This is a genomic window from Mesotoga infera, assembly GCA_011045915.1.
GTDB classification, from domain to species: domain Bacteria; phylum Thermotogota; class Thermotogae; order Petrotogales; family Kosmotogaceae; genus Mesotoga; species Mesotoga infera_D.
Genome location: DSBT01000120.1, coordinates 62,538 through 81,530, shown reverse-complemented (window position 1 = coordinate 81,530; position 18,993 = coordinate 62,538). Strand labels below are relative to the sequence as shown.

At 44.3% G+C, this 18,993-nt stretch carries 20 protein-coding genes; 14 read left to right on the top strand and 6 right to left on the bottom strand.

Going from position 1 to position 18,993, the window contains the following annotated elements:
* Positions 1-225: 225 nt before the first annotated feature.
* The 3 genes from ENN47_04520 to ENN47_04510 form a co-directional block, all read right to left on the bottom strand.
* Positions 226-864 (bottom strand): hypothetical protein, encoded by a 639-nt coding sequence (locus ENN47_04520; protein HDP77447.1) that lies wholly within the window; start codon positions 862-864, stop codon positions 226-228.
* A 3-nt stretch (positions 865-867) separates the two neighbouring features.
* The gene (locus ENN47_04515; GenBank protein ID HDP77446.1) at positions 868-1,638 is read right to left on the bottom strand and encodes a class I SAM-dependent methyltransferase; all 771 of its coding nucleotides are present in this window, start codon (positions 1,636-1,638) and stop codon (positions 868-870) included.
* 425 nt (positions 1,639-2,063) lie between these two features.
* Positions 2,064-2,837, bottom strand: a complete 774-nt coding sequence (locus ENN47_04510; protein HDP77445.1) for a hypothetical protein — start codon at positions 2,835-2,837, stop codon at positions 2,064-2,066.
* 158 nt (positions 2,838-2,995) lie between these two features.
* Between ENN47_04510 and ENN47_04505 the strand changes: the two genes are divergently transcribed.
* The 9 genes from ENN47_04505 to ENN47_04465 all read left to right on the top strand — a co-directional run bounded on the left by ENN47_04505 (position 2,996) and on the right by ENN47_04465 (position 10,540).
* Entirely contained in the window at positions 2,996-3,796 is an 801-nt protein-coding gene (locus ENN47_04505) for a class I SAM-dependent methyltransferase (GenBank protein ID HDP77444.1), read from the top strand.
* A gap of 19 nt (positions 3,797-3,815) precedes the next feature.
* A complete protein-coding gene (locus tag ENN47_04500; protein HDP77443.1) occupies positions 3,816-4,313 on the top strand; it encodes a hypothetical protein in 498 nt (165 codons plus the stop codon).
* A gap of 143 nt (positions 4,314-4,456) precedes the next feature.
* Positions 4,457-5,410, top strand: a complete 954-nt coding sequence (thrC, locus tag ENN47_04495) for a threonine synthase (protein ID HDP77442.1) — start codon at positions 4,457-4,459, stop codon at positions 5,408-5,410.
* Positions 5,411-5,712: 302 nt separating this feature from the next.
* The gene (locus ENN47_04490; GenBank protein HDP77441.1) at positions 5,713-6,390 is read left to right on the top strand and encodes a zinc metallopeptidase; all 678 of its coding nucleotides are present in this window, start codon (positions 5,713-5,715) and stop codon (positions 6,388-6,390) included.
* Positions 6,390-7,394, top strand: coding sequence for a hypothetical protein (locus ENN47_04485; protein HDP77440.1), 1,005 nt, complete (start codon positions 6,390-6,392; stop codon positions 7,392-7,394). Before ENN47_04490 ends, ENN47_04485 begins: the two co-directional genes overlap by 1 nt.
* Complete coding sequence (gene rlmN / locus ENN47_04480) at positions 7,391-8,410, top strand: 23S rRNA (adenine(2503)-C(2))-methyltransferase RlmN (GenBank protein HDP77439.1); 1,020 nt, start codon at positions 7,391-7,393, stop codon at positions 8,408-8,410. The genes ENN47_04485 and rlmN overlap by 4 nt, the downstream gene beginning before the upstream one ends.
* A gap of 3 nt (positions 8,411-8,413) precedes the next feature.
* Positions 8,414-9,316, top strand: a complete 903-nt coding sequence (rsgA, locus tag ENN47_04475) for a ribosome small subunit-dependent GTPase A (protein HDP77438.1) — start codon at positions 8,414-8,416, stop codon at positions 9,314-9,316.
* Positions 9,309-9,956: a ribulose-phosphate 3-epimerase gene (rpe, locus tag ENN47_04470; GenBank protein ID HDP77437.1), complete on the top strand. Its 648-nt coding sequence runs from the start codon at positions 9,309-9,311 to the stop codon at positions 9,954-9,956. The genes rsgA and rpe overlap by 8 nt, the downstream gene beginning before the upstream one ends.
* Positions 9,953-10,540, top strand: coding sequence for a non-canonical purine NTP pyrophosphatase (locus tag ENN47_04465; protein ID HDP77436.1), 588 nt, complete (start codon positions 9,953-9,955; stop codon positions 10,538-10,540). The genes rpe and ENN47_04465 overlap by 4 nt, the downstream gene beginning before the upstream one ends.
* Here ENN47_04465 and lgt read toward each other — a convergent pair.
* The 3 genes from lgt to ENN47_04450 form a co-directional block, all read right to left on the bottom strand.
* Positions 10,494-11,381, bottom strand: coding sequence for a prolipoprotein diacylglyceryl transferase (gene lgt / locus ENN47_04460; GenBank protein ID HDP77435.1), 888 nt, complete (start codon positions 11,379-11,381; stop codon positions 10,494-10,496). The genes ENN47_04465 and lgt overlap by 47 nt on opposite strands.
* A 72-nt stretch (positions 11,382-11,453) precedes the next feature.
* Complete coding sequence (locus ENN47_04455) at positions 11,454-12,758, bottom strand: trigger factor (protein HDP77434.1); 1,305 nt, start codon at positions 12,756-12,758, stop codon at positions 11,454-11,456.
* 102 nt (positions 12,759-12,860) lie between these two features.
* Positions 12,861-13,319: a YfcE family phosphodiesterase gene (locus tag ENN47_04450; GenBank protein ID HDP77433.1), complete on the bottom strand. Its 459-nt coding sequence runs from the start codon at positions 13,317-13,319 to the stop codon at positions 12,861-12,863.
* 135 nt (positions 13,320-13,454) lie between these two features.
* Here ENN47_04450 and ENN47_04445 point away from each other — a divergent pair, with 135 nt between their 5' ends.
* From ENN47_04445 to ENN47_04425, 5 genes are read left to right on the top strand one after another with little or no spacing between them, the layout of a single operon-like run.
* Entirely contained in the window at positions 13,455-14,117 is a 663-nt protein-coding gene (locus ENN47_04445) for a DUF2344 domain-containing protein (protein ID HDP77432.1), read from the top strand.
* 1 nt (position 14,118) lies between these two features.
* Complete coding sequence (locus tag ENN47_04440; protein HDP77431.1) at positions 14,119-14,877, top strand: YebC/PmpR family DNA-binding transcriptional regulator; 759 nt, start codon at positions 14,119-14,121, stop codon at positions 14,875-14,877.
* 40 nt (positions 14,878-14,917) lie between these two features.
* Positions 14,918-15,394 (top strand): signal peptidase II, encoded by a 477-nt coding sequence (gene lspA / locus ENN47_04435; GenBank protein HDP77430.1) that lies wholly within the window; start codon positions 14,918-14,920, stop codon positions 15,392-15,394.
* Positions 15,363-16,295 carry an RluA family pseudouridine synthase gene (locus ENN47_04430; GenBank protein ID HDP77429.1) on the top strand — a complete coding sequence of 311 codons (933 nt, stop codon included), beginning with the start codon at positions 15,363-15,365 and terminating at the stop codon, positions 16,293-16,295. The genes lspA and ENN47_04430 overlap by 32 nt, the downstream gene beginning before the upstream one ends.
* The gene (locus tag ENN47_04425; GenBank protein HDP77428.1) at positions 16,292-18,991 is read left to right on the top strand and encodes a DNA polymerase III subunit alpha; all 2,700 of its coding nucleotides are present in this window, start codon (positions 16,292-16,294) and stop codon (positions 18,989-18,991) included. Before ENN47_04430 ends, ENN47_04425 begins: the two co-directional genes overlap by 4 nt.
* The last annotated feature ends 2 nt before the right edge of the window (positions 18,992-18,993 follow it).

The window sequence follows — 18,993 nt, the reverse complement described above, 5'->3', positions numbered from 1 at the left end:
GATCCAGGCTCTTTCTTGCATATTGTTCAGTAGCAGTGAAAATGGAAAGCTTCTTTGCCACATCGTATCGGAGTTTTTAGATAGTCGGACAGCTACTGTTAAGCAACTTGTTTGAACATAATTCTGGGGGCAAATGAAAGAGACTTCATGCAAAATGGCCTCCCGATCCGTCTCTTGGTTTCCGATGCGGCTCCTGCCGCAACGTGTCTTCACTAAAGGCGAAAATTATGATCCGGGAATATATAGATTGAATACGCTTGTGAGATTTGCCACCTCTACTGCGGGCATTCTAGCAATCTTGCCGGAGTCGAATCCAAAGAAGATTAGATACACCGAATCCGGTGCCCCAGTTCTTACATAAGCATCTTTTCCAACCATCACTGTGTACTTGGTCTCTATCTCTGGATTCTTGAAATAGTAGAATTTCTCTTGGGATAGACCCGGCGCGAAATTCTTCTGAAAGAAATAGGCCGAGTCTGAAGAGGCTTTCTTCAAACCAACCCAAACATCTTTCGTTCCCGTCACAAAAATCCTGAAGTAAGGTCTATCTTTAGTATTTTGCGCTTCCGTAATAATTGCTTCGAGATCCACAGAAGTGTTCGAAAGATAGTTCTTCGCGATGATATACTGCTCAAGAGTCCCACCCGACCCAAGAAGTCTTTCAACGCTTGTAAGCTTTGCTTTGAAATCGTCCTCTATTGCTTTAAGCTCTTCATCGTATTGTTTGCGCATCTGCACAAGTTCAGCTTTCATTTGACCGACCCTGTTAACTGCTATCAACGAAAACAGGAAACCGATTATCGCAGCCATTATCAAAAAAAGACCAATAGCAAGTGCTGGAGAGGTTCTTCGTTTCTTAGCCATTCTCTACCTCTTTTTCCCGCAAAAGAAGAGATGCTCTGAACGAGCAAAAGTCTCGCGGTTCCTACAGTATTTGTGTTCCCAGTCAGCAGCTGCTCTTATTCCGGCAGCCAGAGCATGTTCGTCGTAAGGATAAAATGCCACTATCGATGCAATATCGACAAGATCAAGCCCGGTCGAGTCAAGAAAGGATTCAATTTCGTTCGAGAAGTAGGGCTTTGTAATAAATCCTTTGTTGCTAACCGATCTGTCACCTATAGGGATTTCGCCTTGCTCGATGAGTCTCTTTGCCATAATGTACTCTCCCCTTGAAAGAAAGTCATGTAAGAAGGCCCACGAGTTGTCGACTGTCGCCAGAAGCAAACCGCCTGTTTTGAGAACCCTGTGTGACTCATTGAGCACTTTAATTGGGTCCTTTGCATACGAAAGAAGATCACCCATTGCAAGAACGATATCGAAACTCTCATTCTCAAGTGGCAGATTTTCAGCACTAGAATGGATGAATGAAATTCTCAGATCTGCAATATTCGCCTTCATTGAAGCAACCTTCAACATTTCCTTTGCAAGATCAACGGCAACAACTTCATGATCCTTCTCGGCGAGATAAAGAGCCCACTTTCCCGTCCCGGTCCCGAGATCGAGAGCCTTGCCCGCCATTTTGACATGATCCTCAACAAGCCTTTCAACTACAACGTGATAGAGCTTCCAGTAAGCTTCCTCATACATGTAGTCGTATCTGCCGGCAATTTCATTGTAGTATTCCCAAGATTCCCTCAAACCTTAGCACCTCACAAGAAAAGTAGATGATCTCAAGGAAGCAACTAACAATAGTATAATACATAACCTGGATAGGATTCAGATGCTGCCTCCTGGGAAGGAGAAGCTCCAGGAAGTTGGTGTGAGATTGTTTTATGAACCTTTTCTCCCGTTCAAACTGGGAAGGAAGACATTTATGGAAGACTGTTCGATGATAAGACAAGAGGTTTTCGTAATACACGGTTTTTTGCTTGAGTAGCGTCGAGGCCGCAAAAGACTCGAAGCTCGAAGTTGACTTCCTTTGATTCTTTTGAGGAGTTGTGTCTACATTTGGAGAGAAATGATCTATTGAAAGGACAGTTCTGCGATTGGAAAATCAAATTACCGCACAAGGAAGATGATGAGCTGGGGCTGTAGTCTCCACTGCTGAAACGGTACCTGGGCGGCTATTGTACTGGAGGTCTCTTGTTTTCGAAGAACTCGCCCAGCTTCTTACCCATGATTTTCATGAAGGTGTTGATGTCTCCGGACCTCCTCAAGTATGACCAGAATAGCAGAATGCCTATCGTCGCGCCAATGTTGTTGTAAATCAAATCGATCATTGTATCATTAAGACTGTTTTCCTGAGCCATTCTATAACCGGGATAGCCGCCGAAAATCTTGTCCGAAACGAACTCCCCAATCTCCCAGAATACTCCTATCATATTGACAATAGCAATGCCGGGAAGCCAAATTTTCCATTTAATAGCCCTGGGAGGAAGATTAGACCATGCTATTGCCGAACCGAAAATAAACGGAAAGAGTGAAAATCCTCCCCAAAACCCTCCAAATAAGTGAAGAAAGTCGTCAAAAAGGGCAAAGTTGTTGTAGAATTCAAGCCACATTCCAAAGAAACTGTGTAATAAGAGATGTAGTAACGTGAAGAATCGGGTCTCTTCAAAGATAGGGACACCGGTAATTCCTTGAAATATCCATGTTGAATAACCAAGAATTGCCATAACGATATAGCCGATCATATGAGGTAAGTTGAAATCTCCAATTGATGCAAAAACCGGAACAAACAGAAGAAGAGAGCAAAGTGCATTCGTCCATTTAAGGAATCTGTAGATACTTGTATTGCCTGTGAGAATAGATTTATTGATTGTGGGTCTATCGATTAGCGTTTCACCGAAACTTCGCGCGTATGCGCTAAGAATTTCGATCAGATTCTTTGCAGTCACTTTCAGCCCCCGTCGATTGTCTCCTTTTCAATTATACACAAGTCCAAGAACACTCTTTCAGAGAACGCAAACAAGAAAACTCGATAGCGAAATGCAGAGCAGATTTTGGGTGTCGGTTTGTCAAACTCATTTGCTACACTATTTGAGAGGTGAAATTGTTGAGAGAAAGAAAAGGCTTCGATTTTGACGAAGTGGCAATTACATATTCACAGTACAGATATCCAAACGAAAAACTGATAGAACACATTTTCAACAGAGTCAGGTATGCCGACAGAATTCTGGAAGTTGGCTGTGGAACTGCTGATTACTTAAGTGTCCTTTCGGAACTCCTTCATGCGCGGGGCTTTGGTTTTGACATAAGTCCTTCAATGATTCTTGAGGGCGCAAGGAAGAATCGTAGAGTTGAGCTAAAGGTTGCGGATGCAGACCAGTCCTTTCCCTACGAAGATTCACCGTTTGATTTCGTCTTCATTGTTAATCTTGTTCACTATATTGCCAATTTGGATAGCCTCTTCGAAGAGAGTTTTAGAGTGCTGCAAAATGACGGAAGTGTGCTGACAGTTACTGATTCTTGCCAGGATATCGGTGAGAGAACGCTGACTCACTATTTCCCCGAAACACTGGAGATAGACAGGGCAAGATATCCCGGAAACCCCTATATAACGTCGGCGATGAAGAAAGCAGGATTTGAAGGAATATATACTACCAAAGTCAAGACGACTTTCGAGTTCAAGAAGAGGCATTTCGAGCAGTACAGAAACAAGGCATATTCCGCACTGAGATTAATGTCAGAGAAAGGTTTCAAAGAAGGGATGAATAGGCTTGAAGAGGATATGAAGCGCGGTCTCATAATCGGGAAGAAAGCGTACACTCAGATCTGGGGTATTAAGATAGCTAAGAGGGATTTCGATCTCCCCACAATCTTTGCAGTAGGCTTCAATGATGAAAGCTCCAGATAAGGCCCTCAGGAGGTGTGTGGTGAAAAAAATTCTGTCGATTTCATTGATTCTGATTCTTGGAGTTTCAGGTTTTTCTGTTGCAATCAGCATCGGAATTGGCTTCAATCTTGATATGGCCTCCGGTTCTATAGATACACCCTTTTTTCTGCAATTCGCGGCCGGAATACCCTTGATACAGGGAGTAATACATTCTTACATCTTCTCCTTCAACTGGTCAAGCCTTGTGGTTAAGGGCTTCAGCATCCCTGAACATACGTATTTGGGAGTTCGGATGAGAATCCCGATATACGAGAGTCTCTACCTGAAGGGACAGCTTTTCTGGTCCCTCAATCACATCTTTGCTGTTACAGGCGGAGATCGAGCGATCGCAGGCACTCCTCTGTATTCAAGAATTGGATTTGGAAGCTCTTTCTCAAAAGTCTTTCTGGATGGTGGCTTTGATGGGTACTGGCAGCTGGATCCAAGAAGTACTGTTCCATTTGCCAGACCATACATTTCTGTGGACTACAGCTTCTGACATTGGCCTTCTTCGTTTGTTCTCGATGCGGGCTCAAGTACTCCACTGAATCGAAAGCCTTCAGATGCGAGTGTGGAGGCGTCTTCGATTTGGAATATGAATCGCATTTTCCTGTAGAAGAGATAGAAAAACGTCCTCCGAATATGTGGCGTTATAGGGAGGCTCTTCCTATAGAGGATGATCGGTTCATCATATCTATGTTGGAAGGGTTTACTCCTTTGATCGAAGAGGAAATATGCAGACGGAAGGTATTGATCAAGCAGGACTATCTCTTCCCCACGGGTTCCTACAAAGATAGAGGGGCAAGCGCGCTCATAAGTTATGCCAAAGAGCACTCAATTGAATCAGTTGTCGAGGATTCGTCGGGAAATGCGGGATGTTCGATTTCAGCTTATTCTGCCAGGGCGGGCATATCTTGTGAGATATTCGTCCCCGAACGGACTTCGGCTGGGAAACTTGGGCAAATCAGCGCTTACGGTGCCAAATTGAGGTTGATTCGGGGTTCAAGAGAGGACACCGCGAGATCTGTTATCAAGAGCGCATGTGAAAGGTTCTATGCAAGTCATACTTACAATCCGGTCTTTCTTCACGGTACAAAGACTTTTTCTTTCGAGATTTGTGAGCAACTTGGCTGGAAAAGTCCAGATTCGATTGTTCTTCCTGTGGGAAACGGCACTTTGCTGCTGGGAGCGTCGATCGGGTTTCAAGAAATGAAATCTGCGGGGATAATTAGCAATGTTCCGAAGATTATTGCGGTGCAGTCAGAGAACTGCTCCCCGCTTGTACAAGCGTTTAACAGAAGACTGGCGCGGCCAGTGCCCGTAACCGCAAAGCCCACGGTGGCTGAGGGAATTGCAATTGAAAGACCGGTAAGAGGATCGCAAATACTTGAAGCAGTCCGAGATAGTGACGGACGGTTTATTTCTGTCTCAGAAGTTGAAATAATCGAGGCCCGCAGTGAAATGGCTAGACGAGGTCATTTTTTGGAACCAACTGCTGCAGCGACAATAGCGGGACTGAAGAAGTACATAGTTTCCTCAGATCCCGATGAGTGTATCATTTCTGTGTTTACTGGTCACGGTCTAAAAACAGGATGAGATTAATACAGGACTTTCGCCTACAAGAGGCTAGAGATATAAAGCGGGTCCTCATTTGCAGACAAGCCGTCCCTCGAGGGATCATGTCTGTTGCTTCCAGTTTCTGAAGATCATTAAGACGGGACCACTGCTCTTGGGAGCGAAGGTTATTTGGATCCCGCTTTTGTTCGCAGCCAGCCAGATCGAAGTTCTTGATTATTCAAGAGACTTCTGTTTGATGAGTTTCTAACTTCAGTCAATGCCTATATTGCGTTGACCATCTTGCTCACGGGTTATATAATCGTAAGTAGGAGGTGGTTAAGTTGTTTTGGGATCCAACGTTCGTTATACTTATTCCAGCAATTATCCTGGCAGCTTACGCCCAGTTTCTTGTTAGTTCGCGGTTTTCTCAGTATTCGAAGGTTAGGTCTACCTTCGGGTTTAACGGCACTCAGTTAGCCAGGCAACTTCTTGACAACGCGGGGCTTTATGACATTAAGATAGAAAGAATAAGGGGCAATCTTACTGATCACTATGATCCAAAGAAGAGGGTTGTACGATTATCCGATGCAACTCACAACAGCACATCAATAGCGGCTCTAGGAGTAGTTGCGCATGAAATTGGCCACGCGATCCAAGACAAAGAAAGGTACGCACCGCTAGTTGTTCGCAATGCAGTAGTGCCTGTTGCGCAAATAGGCTCTTCTCTCTCCTGGATTATCTTCATTATTGGTCTTCTGATGGTATCGCCGATTCTAGTTAGAATTGGAATTGTTGTCTTTTCGGCCTTTGTGTTTTTTACGTTGGTAACACTGCCTGTAGAGTTCAATGCGAGTTCCAGGGCTAAGAAGCTCCTTGCTTCAATGGGAATGCCTTCGAAAGAGCTGAAGGGAGTAAGCTCCGTTCTTGGAGCAGCCGCTATGACCTACGTTGCATCTGCAGCCACATCGATTCTTCAGTTGCTCAGAATGTTGGTGTTGTCGGGTGCTGGAAGAGATTGATGCAGGATGCTCGTTCGATAGCGTTGCAGACTTTGTCTTTCTTTGACGTAAACGGTTATATTTCTTTCAAAAAGGTGGAGATAGCTCTCTCCACTCTTTCTTCAAAGGATCGATCTTTCTGCATAAACTTGATCTACGGAATTCTGAGGATGAGAATCAGAATCGACTACGAACTTGCTCGTTTCTTAAGGAAGCCCCATAAACTTCCAGTAGCGGTGAGAAATATCCTGAGAATGGGGGTATTTCAGATTCAGTTTCTGGACAGTGTACCTGAATACGCATCAATAGATTCTTCGGTGAGTCTGGTGGGTGTGAAGGAGTTCAAAGGCCTCGTGAATGCAGTTCTCAGAAAAATCGCAGATTCCGGCCCGTCGAAGGAGCAACCGTTCAATGTTACCTATTCCCATCCGGAGTGGCTTGTGAATTATTGGAAAAACGTGGAGTGGATTGAAAGTCTTGAAGAGCTTCTTGAGTACAACCAAACACCTCCAGTACAGACAGTTGTTGCCTCTGACCGAGAAGATGAACTGGTCAGAAAGGGGTTTGTCTTTGATAGAAGCCAGTACTCGGATCTTCTCAATATCTTTCAAAGAGGAGATTCCATGAACAAGCTTGAAAATGTCGATGAGGTTGAGTATATCCTTTCGGGAGTAGGTGTCCCGGTGGCGAAGCATGGGGGTACCCTTACGGGAAGAATAAATTCTATGCCTTGGCTATTACATTCTCTGAGATTAAGTGCGTTCACAGAGGCTTCTCAGAAGGCCAAGAAGTTACTGAGAGGCTTTTCAAAAGAACACGATGATTTTATATACTATAGCAAAGCAATGACCGAAGCGGAGAACAATGAGGCTCTAAATTCTCTGGGTGATTTCGAGTCGGTTGAAATGGAAGAATTCTTTGCAAAACGAAGAATTGCTGCCAAATTTGATGGTAGTGGTTACTGGCTGCAACCATGGAAATCGCCACTTGTTGGTTATGTGGCCAGGATTAGGAGATCAAGATGAAAGACATTCTTTCGCTAGGTCTTGACGAGACCAGAAATCTGATGCTTTCTATAGAAGAAGCCGCTTATAGAGCCAACCAGATATTCAACTGGGTCTACAAGAAACGAACTCTGAACTTTTCGGAAATGACTAGTCTTCCCGAGGCTCTTCGAGGAGAACTCTCAGGACTATTGTACTTCCCACCAATGGAGGCGGTTGAAAAGCAGACTTCGAAAGACGGTACAGAAAAGTTCTTATGGAAACTCGAAGACGGGAATCAAATTGAGTCAGTAGTTTTGAGACATCCTGCACATGTTACTTTCTGTATCTCTTCTCAAGTAGGCTGTGCTTTGAACTGCTCCTTCTGCGCAACTGGAGCGGGAGGTTTTTCTAGGAACCTCTCGACCGGTGAAATTGTCTCTCAAGTAATCCACATGGAAAGAGCAATCGACGGACCCGTAGACAACGTCGTCTTCATGGGAATGGGTGAGCCCTTTCTCAATGAGAACAGTGTGTACAAGGCAATCGATATACTTCACGATCCCAGAGGCAGAAACCTTGGCTTTCGGCATTTTACAATATCCACTGCAGGAATACCAGAAGGGATAAAGAGACTTGCGGATTCAGGAATGGATATCCGGCTTTCAGTTTCACTTCACAGCGCCAGAGATGAGTTAAGAAGCTCATTAATGCCTGTAAATAGATTGCATTCATTAGATTTGCTGAGAGCAGCACTTGAGTATTATCAACAGAAGACAGGAAACAGAATTACCTTTGAATATGCCTTGATAAGTGGAGTAAACGATACAGCCGGAGATGTTGCACAGCTTAGAAAATACCTTCGAGGAATCAAGTCATTTATAAATATAATACCTGTGAACCCTGTCAATCCAGACTTCGAAAGACCTTCAGATCGGAAAGTTGCAGATTTCGAGGAAAGATTGAAGGCTGTTGGATTCGAGAGCGCAGTAAGACACGAGAAAGGCACAGATATTGATGCTGCATGTGGCCAGTTAAGGCACAGAAGAAGGGGGTAAGGCTTGGAAAGACGAAAAGGAGTAGTGGTTAGATTCGGAAGCAGAAATATGGAAGTGGTGGACAACGAGACAGGCGGGAGGATTTTGTGCACGATGCCTGGTCGGTTTAGGATTCAAGGGATTAGGCCGATTGTCGGTGACCGAGTCGAATACTCTTTAGGCGGCAATGGCCAGGGTCGGATAGAAAGCATTCTTACAAGAGAAAGTGAGCTTCTGAGACCCAGAATTTCCAATATAGAGCAGATTCTCCTGGTGCTTTCCCTTAGAGAACCAGCCGTTCAGAATGTCATTACAGACCGGTTCCTTGTTCTGGCAGAATATGCCAAGCTGCCTGTTGTTGTAGTCATTAACAAGATCGATCTGCTTTCTGATGGTGAAATAGAGAAGTTCATCGAAATCTACGGCGAGTATTACGACATTCGTCGGGTCTCTTCAAAGAAGGAGATTAACATAGATGAATTGCGCGACATTTTAAAAGGCAAGATAAGTGTGATGGCTGGAATGTCTGGTGTCGGAAAGAGCAGCCTGCTAAATACTCTTAATCCAGGTCTGAAATTGAGAGTGTCGGAAATATCTAGAGGTTTGGAGAGAGGGCGGCATACTACTTCCTACGTGGAATTGCTCCAGTTCGATTTCGGAGGGTTGATAGCCGATACACCTGGCTTTGCAAATCTAGAATTGCCAGACATAGAGTCAGACTGCCTCAAGAGATTTTTTCCGGAGATAGCTCAGGAAAGTGGAATGTGCGCTTTTTCCGACTGCGTCCATATCGATGAACCGGGGTGTTACGTCAAGGAGCTTATAAAAGCCGGTAACATTCACGTGAGTCGTTATGATAGTTACTTGAGTATGTATAATGAATTAAAGGAAAGAGAAAGGGAGAAGGGAGGAAAGAAGTATGGCTAAGATATCTCCCTCTATTCTTGCTGCCGATTTGACCAATCTTGCCTGTGAAGTGAATAAAGTACGAGCAGCAGATTTTCTGCATATAGATGTTATGGATGGGATATTCGTCCCTAATATCACTTTTGGGGTACCGATCATGGAGGCAATCGGTAGATTGAGTCATCCACCTCTCGATGTTCATTTAATGATTGAGGAGCCCTCCAGATATGTGAGAGAATATGCAAAACTTGGTGCAAAGAATCTTCATGTTCACGTGGAGGGCAACTATCATCTTTATAGGCTGCTGGGACAGATAAAAGAGTGTGGAGTCAATGCATTCGTGGTTTTGAATCCCTCAACACCCGTTTCCTGGCTTGAAGAAGTTCTTCCTGTTACTGACGGTGTGCTTGTTATGACCGTTAATCCCGGCTACACAGGTCAACGATTTATTCCGGAAGCTGCAAGAAAAATCGAATCGCTCGATCGTATACGCTGCGAGCGAGGGTTTGACTTTGAGATCGCAGTCGATGGCGGTGTAAGCCTCGACAATGCGAAAGAGCTTGTTAGTAAAGGCGCTGATATCCTAATTATGGGAGCAGCGGTATTCAGATCAGAATCTCCATCAATAGTTGTTGATAGGATCAAGGAGTTAAGAAGGTGAAGCTTTACCTGGTTACTTCCAATGAAAACAAGCTTAGAGAGATCAGCCTGCTGCTTCCCGATGAAATCCAGCTTGAGTCTATTGAAGCAGCTGCGTCGCACAGAGAAATTGTTGAAGATTCGCCGACCTTTCTCGGCAACTCGCTGAAGAAGATTGAAGCTTATATGGATCTTGGAGTACCTCTTCTAGCAGATGATTCGGGACTTATGATAGATTCTCTCGGAGGTTTTCCTGGAGTGAACTCTGCAAGGTTCATGAAAGGCAGTAGTTATGCTAGCAAAATGCGGGCTATACTTGACCGGATGGAAGGTGAGCAAGAAAGGACTGCGAGATTCATCTGCGCAGCCCTCTTCTATGATCCTTTGAACTCTACATTACTTGGTGTTGAAGGAAAAGTAGATGGGACAATATCCAGAAGAATTTCCGGAACCGGGGGGTTCGGCTACGATCCGATATTCATCCCCAGAGGCTATTCTGATACATTCGCCGTTCTCGGTGACTCGGTAAAGAAGAGACTCTCTCATAGATCCAATGCCTTCAAGAGGCTTTTTTCACTGGTTTGCCTTTGTGACGAGAAAGTATAAAGAGAGCGATTCCGGCGAAAAGAAGAACCACCGAGACAACTTGAGCCGTTCTGACATCCGTCTTTCCTATGTACAGGCTGTCCAATCTCAACCCTTCAACAAAGAATCTCACGATCGAGTAGAAGATCATGTATAGTGCCGTGACCTCACCAAAATTTCTTCTCTTTCCCAGATACCAATAAAGAAACGAAAATATGACTACATTTGCAAGGCTCTCGTAGAGAAAGGTCGGATGAAAGTATTCGTATCCAGAATAACCGGGCATACGATATCTCAAGGGAACGAACATTCTCCATGGAAGATTGGTTGGCGAACCGTAGGCCTCGTAATTGAGGAAATTTCCCCAGCGACCTATGGCCTGAGCTAGTGGCAACACGGCCGTGAAGATATCTGTAACCTGAAGAAATCTCAGTTCAGCCTTTTTTCTCAGCTTGACGTAAAGGAACGTGACGATTAGAGCTGCGAAAAAAGCCCCATGAATTGCTAGTCCTCCGTCCCAGGTTCTGAAAATGCTCCAGAAATCCCCTTTGTATATCTCATAGTTGAAGACGACATAGTAGATTCTGGCGCCCAACACCCCGAAGATTATGCCAATGAAGACTCCTTCAATCATGTAATCTTCCTTAATTCCTTCTTTGAGGCCCTGATGCCTTCCTAGAACATATGCAACGATTATTCCTGCAGCAATCATCACTCCATACCATCTGATTGAAAAGGGGCCAAGACTTTCCACAATAATGGGATTTAGTATCAGTTCGCCGCTGAATACTGCTCTCAAAAAGAAAAACAGTGCAACCGCAGAGGCTGCAGCCACCGACATTAGAACTACTCTTTTCTTCATATCAACCCCCTCTTTTGACTCGCCAAGACGTTTCGTGCAAGACAGATCACAAATCACAAAAGAGCTAACTGCCTATTGCTGAGAAGAATCCTCTCCGGAACTGCTTTCACCATCTTTCTCTTCTTTTTCAGTTGATGGTTCCATTTCACTGATTGCAGCGCGCTCAATTACTGAATCAAGAACTTTATTTCTAATTATGGTTGAAATGATGTCTTCCTTGATGTCTTCACGAGAAGCAACCATCTCTCTTGCTCTGTCGGCAGATATGCCCCAGTACGGTGCCATTTCCTCCGCATAAGCTTCAATTTCCTCTTGTTCGGCTTTGAAGCCTTCCTTCGAAGCGATTTCGTCAATGAATCTTGATTTCTTTATCTCATCAAAGACACCACTTCTGAAGTTTTCTAGAAGCTTTTCTTCGCTTCCGGCCTGTTTCAAGTAGTTATCATAGCTCTTCTCTTTCTTCGAGTTTTCTATAGTCCTCTGAACGAAATAATCGAGCGTTGAGTCAGAGATTTCTATTTCAACCAGATCGTTGATCTTGTCCATAGCCTGCTGTCTCAAAAAGTCCTTCTGCCAGTTCAAGAAGGACTCCACTCCCTCCTTCTCGACAATCCGTTTGAGCTCTTCGAGAGAGTTGGCCTCGGCGTTCACAGTCTTCGCGAATTCATCGTCAAGATCTAATGGACTCTTGCTGAGAACATCCAATATTTTAACCGAATAGAAGTATTCATTGTCAGAGTCTTCGAATGTTCTGTCAAATTCAACCACGTCACCCTTTGCCTTACCAATCACATTTTTGACAATCGGCCTGTCGTCTTCGGGAGCAATTGTCAGCTCCTGAACTTTGTTTTCAGCAATTTTCTTGCCGTCTTTAATTATTGTGTATTCTATCTTGACTATGTCGCCATTTCTAACCGGCCCCTCTTTTGGCTCCACTATAGCGTGTTCGTTTCTAAGTTCTTCCAGCCTATTGTTCACATAATTGAGTACTACTTCATCCTTCTTTGGGACTTTGAGATCAAGGTTTTCATAGTCGAGAATCTTGACTTCCGGATCTCTGTGAAGCTTCACTTCGATTCTTGCACCTTCTCCCTCCATCTTCTGATCAGTAATAACTGCTGGGATTAGGATTTTCTCTTCCTTCAGTTCTTCCTCGATTCTATCTGAGAGGACTTCAAGAACCATCTCTTCAAAGCTCTCTGCAAGGAAGTTTCTCACTATGTTCAGAGGCACCTTTCCCTTCCTGAAGCCCGGTATTGTGTACTGCTGATTCACGTATCTTCCAACGTCCATTTCTGCCTTCCTAACCTCTTCCGAACCAAAGGAAAAAAGAAAGGTTTCAACATTCTCTTCTTTCTTCACAAAGTTTTTCTCCACTGGGAATTACCTCCATTCAGGTACTGTTTTTTTTTATGTCGTTTAATTATACTTATCTGTCGATTTGTCGCGGTTAAAGAGATGTTATAATTAACCTTTGTCTCATCTGAGTTCAATCAACTCGTACTTAAGATTCTTCGGATCCATTATTACAACGGTTTGTCTTCCAGTTAGATAGCCGCATGTTTCACCAGGATTTAAAACCACGGGACTAGAATCCAGCCTAATATCGAGCTTATGTGTATGGCCGTAAAAAATAAAATCAGCTCTCAATGTATCTTTCAGTCCGAAAGGCTCATGCATTAGAATAACCCTATGGCCGTCTACCTCGATCTCCTTCGGGCCTTTGATTAGGGAACTCCCAAGCAGGCTCTTGAGGCCGAGCAGCTCTCCGTCATTGTTTCCTATGATTACATGGAGTTCTCCACTGAACCGAAGTAGCTCTCGAGCAGCGAAAGGTGAAACGATATCTCCGCAATGAAAGAGAACATCAACTTCTCTGTCAACTGCGAGACTCACAGCTTCGGCGATTCTTGTCATGTTGTCATGAGAGTCCGACATTATCATCCATTTCATATAACTCACCTCTCAGCGTTTGCATTTGGTGTTGAAAAGTGAAGGTGTATCGAATACAATTATAACTGCACGTGTCCCGAGAGACAAAGGGTTACGGATCTGAAGCCTGCGGAGGTTTGTTTGAACAATAAGAGATTGATAGTTCGCTTCTGCTGTGGAGGTCTCATGAGATTTCTTTCCCACCAGGAAACCGTCACAGCAATTGAACGGACAATCAGGAGATCTGGCTTGCCCATTTCTTTTACACAGGGATTTCATCCCAGAATAAAAGTGAGTTATTCGCCAGCAATTCCAACTGGAGTGGCAAGTCTGGCGCACTATGTCCTTCTTGAAACAGATGAAAAATGCAGTAATCCCATGAGTCTGTTGAACTCCACAGCCAATTATACCCTTCGCGCTCTATCGTCATGGTATCTGTCTTCCGAACACAAAAGAATTGAAGATTTCATCGATGCCTACAGAATGGTTCTCCTACTTCCTAAAGACCTCTATGATCCTAATCTCTATGATGCAGGCGCTGAAGTCAAAAAAAAGACCAAGAGCGGGCAAAGAGATTACCTGGCAGGAGACGTGTTTCAGGATATCTCAGTGACCACCTTGAAAACTGTCTATATGGTAAAATATTCTCAGCCAGTAGACTCAATGGTTCCAGCGGAGGAAATGCTAAAGATTTTGTCGAAAGAAGGCACCGCTTCTCATGAAGGGGTAATTGTTTTTGTGGAAGAAGGGCAACTTCGTGGGAAAAATACTTCAAATATTCTGGATGAAATAGGAGGGATATGATATGTCCGGTCATAACAAGTGGGCAAATATCAAGCACAGAAAGGGCGCTCAAGACGCCAAGAGATCAAAGGTTTTCACGAAGATCATTAGAGAGCTTATGGTCTCGGCAAGAGAGGGTGGTTCTGATCCAAACACCAACACCTCTTTGAGGACAGCTATAGAAAAGGCGAGAGCAGCAAATATGCCTAAAGACACGATGGAAAAAGCAATCAAGAAAGGCGCAGGGGAACTCGAAGGCCAGTCGTTCTCTGAGGCTCTTTACGAAGGATACGCCCCAGGCGGTGTTGCACTTCTGATAAGATGTCTTACTGATAATAAGAACAGAACCGCTCAGGAAATTAGGCACACGCTTTCGAAATACGGAGGCTCGATGGCCGAAAGCGGCGCAGTGAGTTGGATGTTTGAAAGAAAGGGAATAATTACCGTAGCAAAAGAACAGATTTCTGATCTCGAAGAGTTTCAGCTTCTTGCTATAGAGGCAGGGGCCGAGGATATAAAGGACGAAGCAGATCCAATTGAGATAGTTACCTCTCCGGACTCCGTATCGGATGTAAAGACTGCCCTTGAGGAGAACGGCTATTCATTGTCTTACGATATGAGTTACATTCCAAGCAACACGCTGAAAGTTGAGGGTTCAGATGCCGGTAAGCTCTTCAAGCTTCTCGACATTCTTGAAGATAACGACGATGTTCAGGAGATCTACGACAATTCAGATATCGATGAAGCCGAAATGGAGGCTCTCGCCGAGCAGATGGGTTGATCCTCTCTGCCCTTTCGGGCAATTTGTGGAGTGATAATAATTGCTGTCTCTTCTTGGGATTACTCTGGCTTTGATTCTTGATCAAGTTAGCAAGTATTTTGTCGAGAATGGAATGACATATTTTCAGCGAATAGATTTGGTCGGAGGAATTTTTGGCTTAAGATATGTGAGAAATACAGGTGTGGCATTTGGCCTTTTTAATAATCAGGAGCCTTTGCTTCTGGCTTTTGTTGCTATTGGAATCGTATTAGCGATAGTAATTGCTTCGAGTTTTCATTCCTCCAAACTATCCAGATGGGAGTCCTTCTTTGTTGGCCTGATTGTTGGTGGTGCACTAGGTAACAATGTAATAGACAGACTGAGATTAGGGCACGTTGTTGATTTCTTTGAACTAAAGGGGTTCCCTGCGATCTTCAATTTTGCAGACATGTGCATTGTCTTTGGTGCGGCCTTACTTACACTTTCCGTATATCGAAGGGAGAAACGTGCTTCAAGAGATAATAGTCTCCAGTCGTGAGGACGGCTGGAGACTTGATAAGATAGTCGTTGAGAAGGCTCCACCATGGGTTTCCCGCACATTTGTGCAGCGCCAGATAAAAGAATCGAAGGTTTTTGTGGACGGGAAACCCAAAAAACCTGCCTACAAAGCAAGAACAGGAGAATCAATTACTTTTGAGCTTCCCGACAAACCAGAGGTTCTGTCTGTAGAACCTGAAGAAATCCCCCTTAATATTGTCTTCGAAGATCGCGACATAATCGTCGTGAACAAGGACCCGGGCATAATTGTTCATCCTTTGCCCAGAAAACAGACTGGAACACTCGTAAATGCTCTCCTAAACCACTGTATGGATCTCCAGGGTATTGGAGGTGTGATGAGACCCGGTATTGTTCACAGATTAGATAAAGATACCAGCGGTGTAATAATTGTGGCAAAGAATGATCTTGCTCATCTCTCTCTCTCAAGTCAGTTCAAGAACAGATTGACTTCCAAGGATTACATAGCACTTGTTAGAGGCAAGACCCCAATATCCGGCAAGATTGATTATTCGATTGCCCGCCATCCTGTGAACAGACTAAAGATGTCAGTAAATGAAAGTGGTAAGGAGTCTCTAACATATTATCGAACTCTGAAGAGTTTTTCTGAAATCGCCTCTTTGGTTTTTGTAAGTCCTAAAACCGGCAGGACACATCAAATCAGGGTACATATGAGAGAAATGGGTTTCCCGCTTCTTGGAGACGCCGTTTACGGCAAGGCTAGAGACGATGAGATATTCGGAGTCAGGAGGCAGATGCTTCATGCGGTGAGACTCACAGTATCTCACCCTCGCTCGGGGAAGAGAATGACTTTTGTTGCCCCACTCCCCTCCGATATGAAGGAAGTATTGGTGAACCTGTCGGAGCTGGTGACAAAAAGATGAAAACGGCTTTCTTGATCACGAAGCACGAGTTGTTCAGTTCCGTACTTGAAATTAAGGACACGACTGAAGAATTGAAGAAGAGAGGTTACAGAAGATGTGTGATTCTTGATTCCTCTCTCTCATCCTTTGTGAAGTGGCATTCTGTTCTCTCCAGTTCGGGTATAGTGACCGTGCCGGGTCTGAGCAAGGGATACGAGTACTGGATTGCAAGAAACGAGAGTGGTTTCAGAGAACTCCTCGGTGGTGTTCTTCGTGATTCTGAGAACCTGATAAACATAAAAGGAAAGCCACGTAATCTTGACGGTTCTTCAAAAAATCCAATCTGGGAGTGTCGCTATCTTGATCATCAAAGTGAGAGATTCAGAGTCTATACTTCGCTCGGGTCTTCCATTGAAACAGCTGATTACTCTTTACCAGATGAAAAGCTTTATACAGAGATTAGGGAAGATCTGAATGAACTGCTCTCAAGACTACCTGGAGAATTCCATTTTCAGAAGATAAATCATGTTTTCCCAGTAAGATTATCACCAGAAGAGTTCGCTTCGCTTCTGCGAAGAATTGTCGAAACGAAGAAATTGGGAGACAGATACTCTGCAAGGCTTGAAAGAGAGCTTTCGGTAATCCTTGCCAAAGATATTCAAGATTATTTCTTGACGGTCTCAAAGATTGTTGAAATCGCGAAGAGCAATAATTGCTGGATAGGTCCCGGAAGGGGTTCAGCCGCCGGTTCACTTGTCAGCTATTTGCTTGGTATAACCCGCGTTGATCCCGTTGAGGAAGAGCTCTTCTTTGAAAGATTTCTTAGTCTGAAGAGAAATGACCCACCTGACATTGACCTCGACGTGGATGATAAATCCAGGCAGAGACTCCTGAAGATACTTGGCGAGTATTTTGGCCATGACCGTTGCTGCCTGATAAGTACTGCTTCAACTTTCAGTTTTAAAGGAGCTGCACGGGAAATTGGACGGAAGCTTGAGGTCGATGGACAGAGAGTATCGAGACTAATAGATTGGAGTAAGGAGGGGCAACGATTTCCATATGCATTTGAAAACGATGTTGATATGAAACAGTTGTTTGAAATGTCGAAGCTTATCGTTGGACTCTATTCGGGATTTTCAATTCATCCGGCTGGAATAATTCTCTCTAATACTCCTCTCACGGGACTTATACCTCTCAATTCGAGTGATAGCCTGGCAGTTTCCCAATGGGACATGGATTCTCTTAGAATTGTCGGGTTGCAGAAGATTGATCTTCTCGGTTTGAAGAACCTGTCTCTCCTGAAGGAAATGACAAAGGAAAGAGAACCGTGGGACTACCCAACGAATGACCACAAGACTTATGAAGCTCTTGGTAGAGGATACACTTCGGGAGTATTCCAACTCGATGCACCTTTTGCGACAAGGGTCGTGAGATCGGTTAAACCTGTTTCGCTAAGAGACATTTCAATCTCTATAGCCCTTAATAGGCCTGGCCCAATCAAATCTGGAGTTACCGAGCGTTTTCTAAGACTTTCAAGAACTCCCTCAGAGATTGAGAAGATGAAGAGAAAGGTTCCTGTTTTAGCGGAAACCGGTGGGCTTCTGGTGTACCAGGAACAGGTTTTGAAGATTGCTGCGAGCATGCTCTCTCTGGAAGCTGATGACGGTGAGCTCCTTAGAAGAGCTCTTTCCAAGAAAGATAAAGAAGCTGTGGATGGACTGCTTCGAAGTTCACCTGGCTATCGTGAACTACTACCGGATAGAAGGGAGAAGCTGTACTCTTTCCTTGTCAATTTTGCTGGATATGCATTCAACAAGGCTCACAGTCTTAGCTACGCAATGATTTCGTATTGGTTGGCGTACTTCAAGGCAAACCGTCCCGAGATCTTCTACCCGCTTATATTGGTCGAACTTCCCCGGGACAGCCTGCCGCGAGCCGTTTCAGAGATAAGGGATCAGGGTTTGGAGCTATGTGCAGGGAAAGATGCTTCGGAGAGCTCCGGCTGTATATCTCTTTCCATTCCGAGACTTCTTAAGAACCATGAACTGAGACCTGTTCCTGTTGAGGATTCCTTCTTCACCTTTGTAAGAAACAACAGGTCGAAATACCAAGCAAGAGATCTTGAAAGGCTAATCAAAAGCGGTTATCTAGATGATTTTGGAGAAAGAAACGAATTGTTGAAGAAAATGAACGACGCCTTGATGGGAGTCGATCCCGAACTCAAATCTATCCGCTCTGTATTTGGTTACAAGGAAGAGACACTTGAGAAAAGCGAGAGAGACACATTGGTCGACAGGGCAATGATGGAAGTGGAGGTTCTTGGCTTCAATTTGACAGAAATTGAACCGCCAGATATTTCCAGAGAAGCTACTGATTTCGAGATAACAACGGCGCTTGCCTGTTTGAGAACGGGGATAGCGCCTTACAGGAGAGTAGATTATATGGGAAAGAGTTTCATCACTGACGGAAGATCGTTTGTTGAGATAAGTAATCAAGTTCCTATTCAAGGGTATGTCTTGTTCAAGAGCGGAAGACCTTTTGAGATGAAGGAGAGAATTTCGGAAGTCAATAGAGTATTCTTCGGGCCAATTGAAGCAAAGCATCTTACCGATGGCGTCAAAATAGAGAATGTGTTGGTTAGAACAGGAACTGCTCAGAGGGTAATCCAAAAAGCGAAGCCTATAGATGCTGATGCCGATGAGATAATCTGGAAATAGAG

Coding starts and splice junctions, on each gene's coding strand:
- ENN47_04520 (HDP77447.1), bottom strand. CDS start 864: ATGGCTAAGAAACGAAGAACCTCTCCAGCACTTGCTATTGGTCTTTTT.
- thrC (HDP77442.1), top strand. CDS start 4,457: ATGTGGCGTTATAGGGAGGCTCTTCCTATAGAGGATGATCGGTTCATC.
- ENN47_04485 (HDP77440.1), top strand. CDS start 6,390: ATGCAGGATGCTCGTTCGATAGCGTTGCAGACTTTGTCTTTCTTTGAC.
- rlmN (HDP77439.1), top strand. CDS start 7,391: ATGAAAGACATTCTTTCGCTAGGTCTTGACGAGACCAGAAATCTGATG.
- rpe (HDP77437.1), top strand. CDS start 9,309: ATGGCTAAGATATCTCCCTCTATTCTTGCTGCCGATTTGACCAATCTT.
- lgt (HDP77435.1), bottom strand. CDS start 11,381: ATGAAGAAAAGAGTAGTTCTAATGTCGGTGGCTGCAGCCTCTGCGGTT.
- ENN47_04450 (HDP77433.1), bottom strand. CDS start 13,319: ATGTCGGACTCTCATGACAACATGACAAGAATCGCCGAAGCTGTGAGT.
- ENN47_04440 (HDP77431.1), top strand. CDS start 14,119: ATGTCCGGTCATAACAAGTGGGCAAATATCAAGCACAGAAAGGGCGCT.
- ENN47_04425 (HDP77428.1), top strand. CDS start 16,292: ATGAAAACGGCTTTCTTGATCACGAAGCACGAGTTGTTCAGTTCCGTA.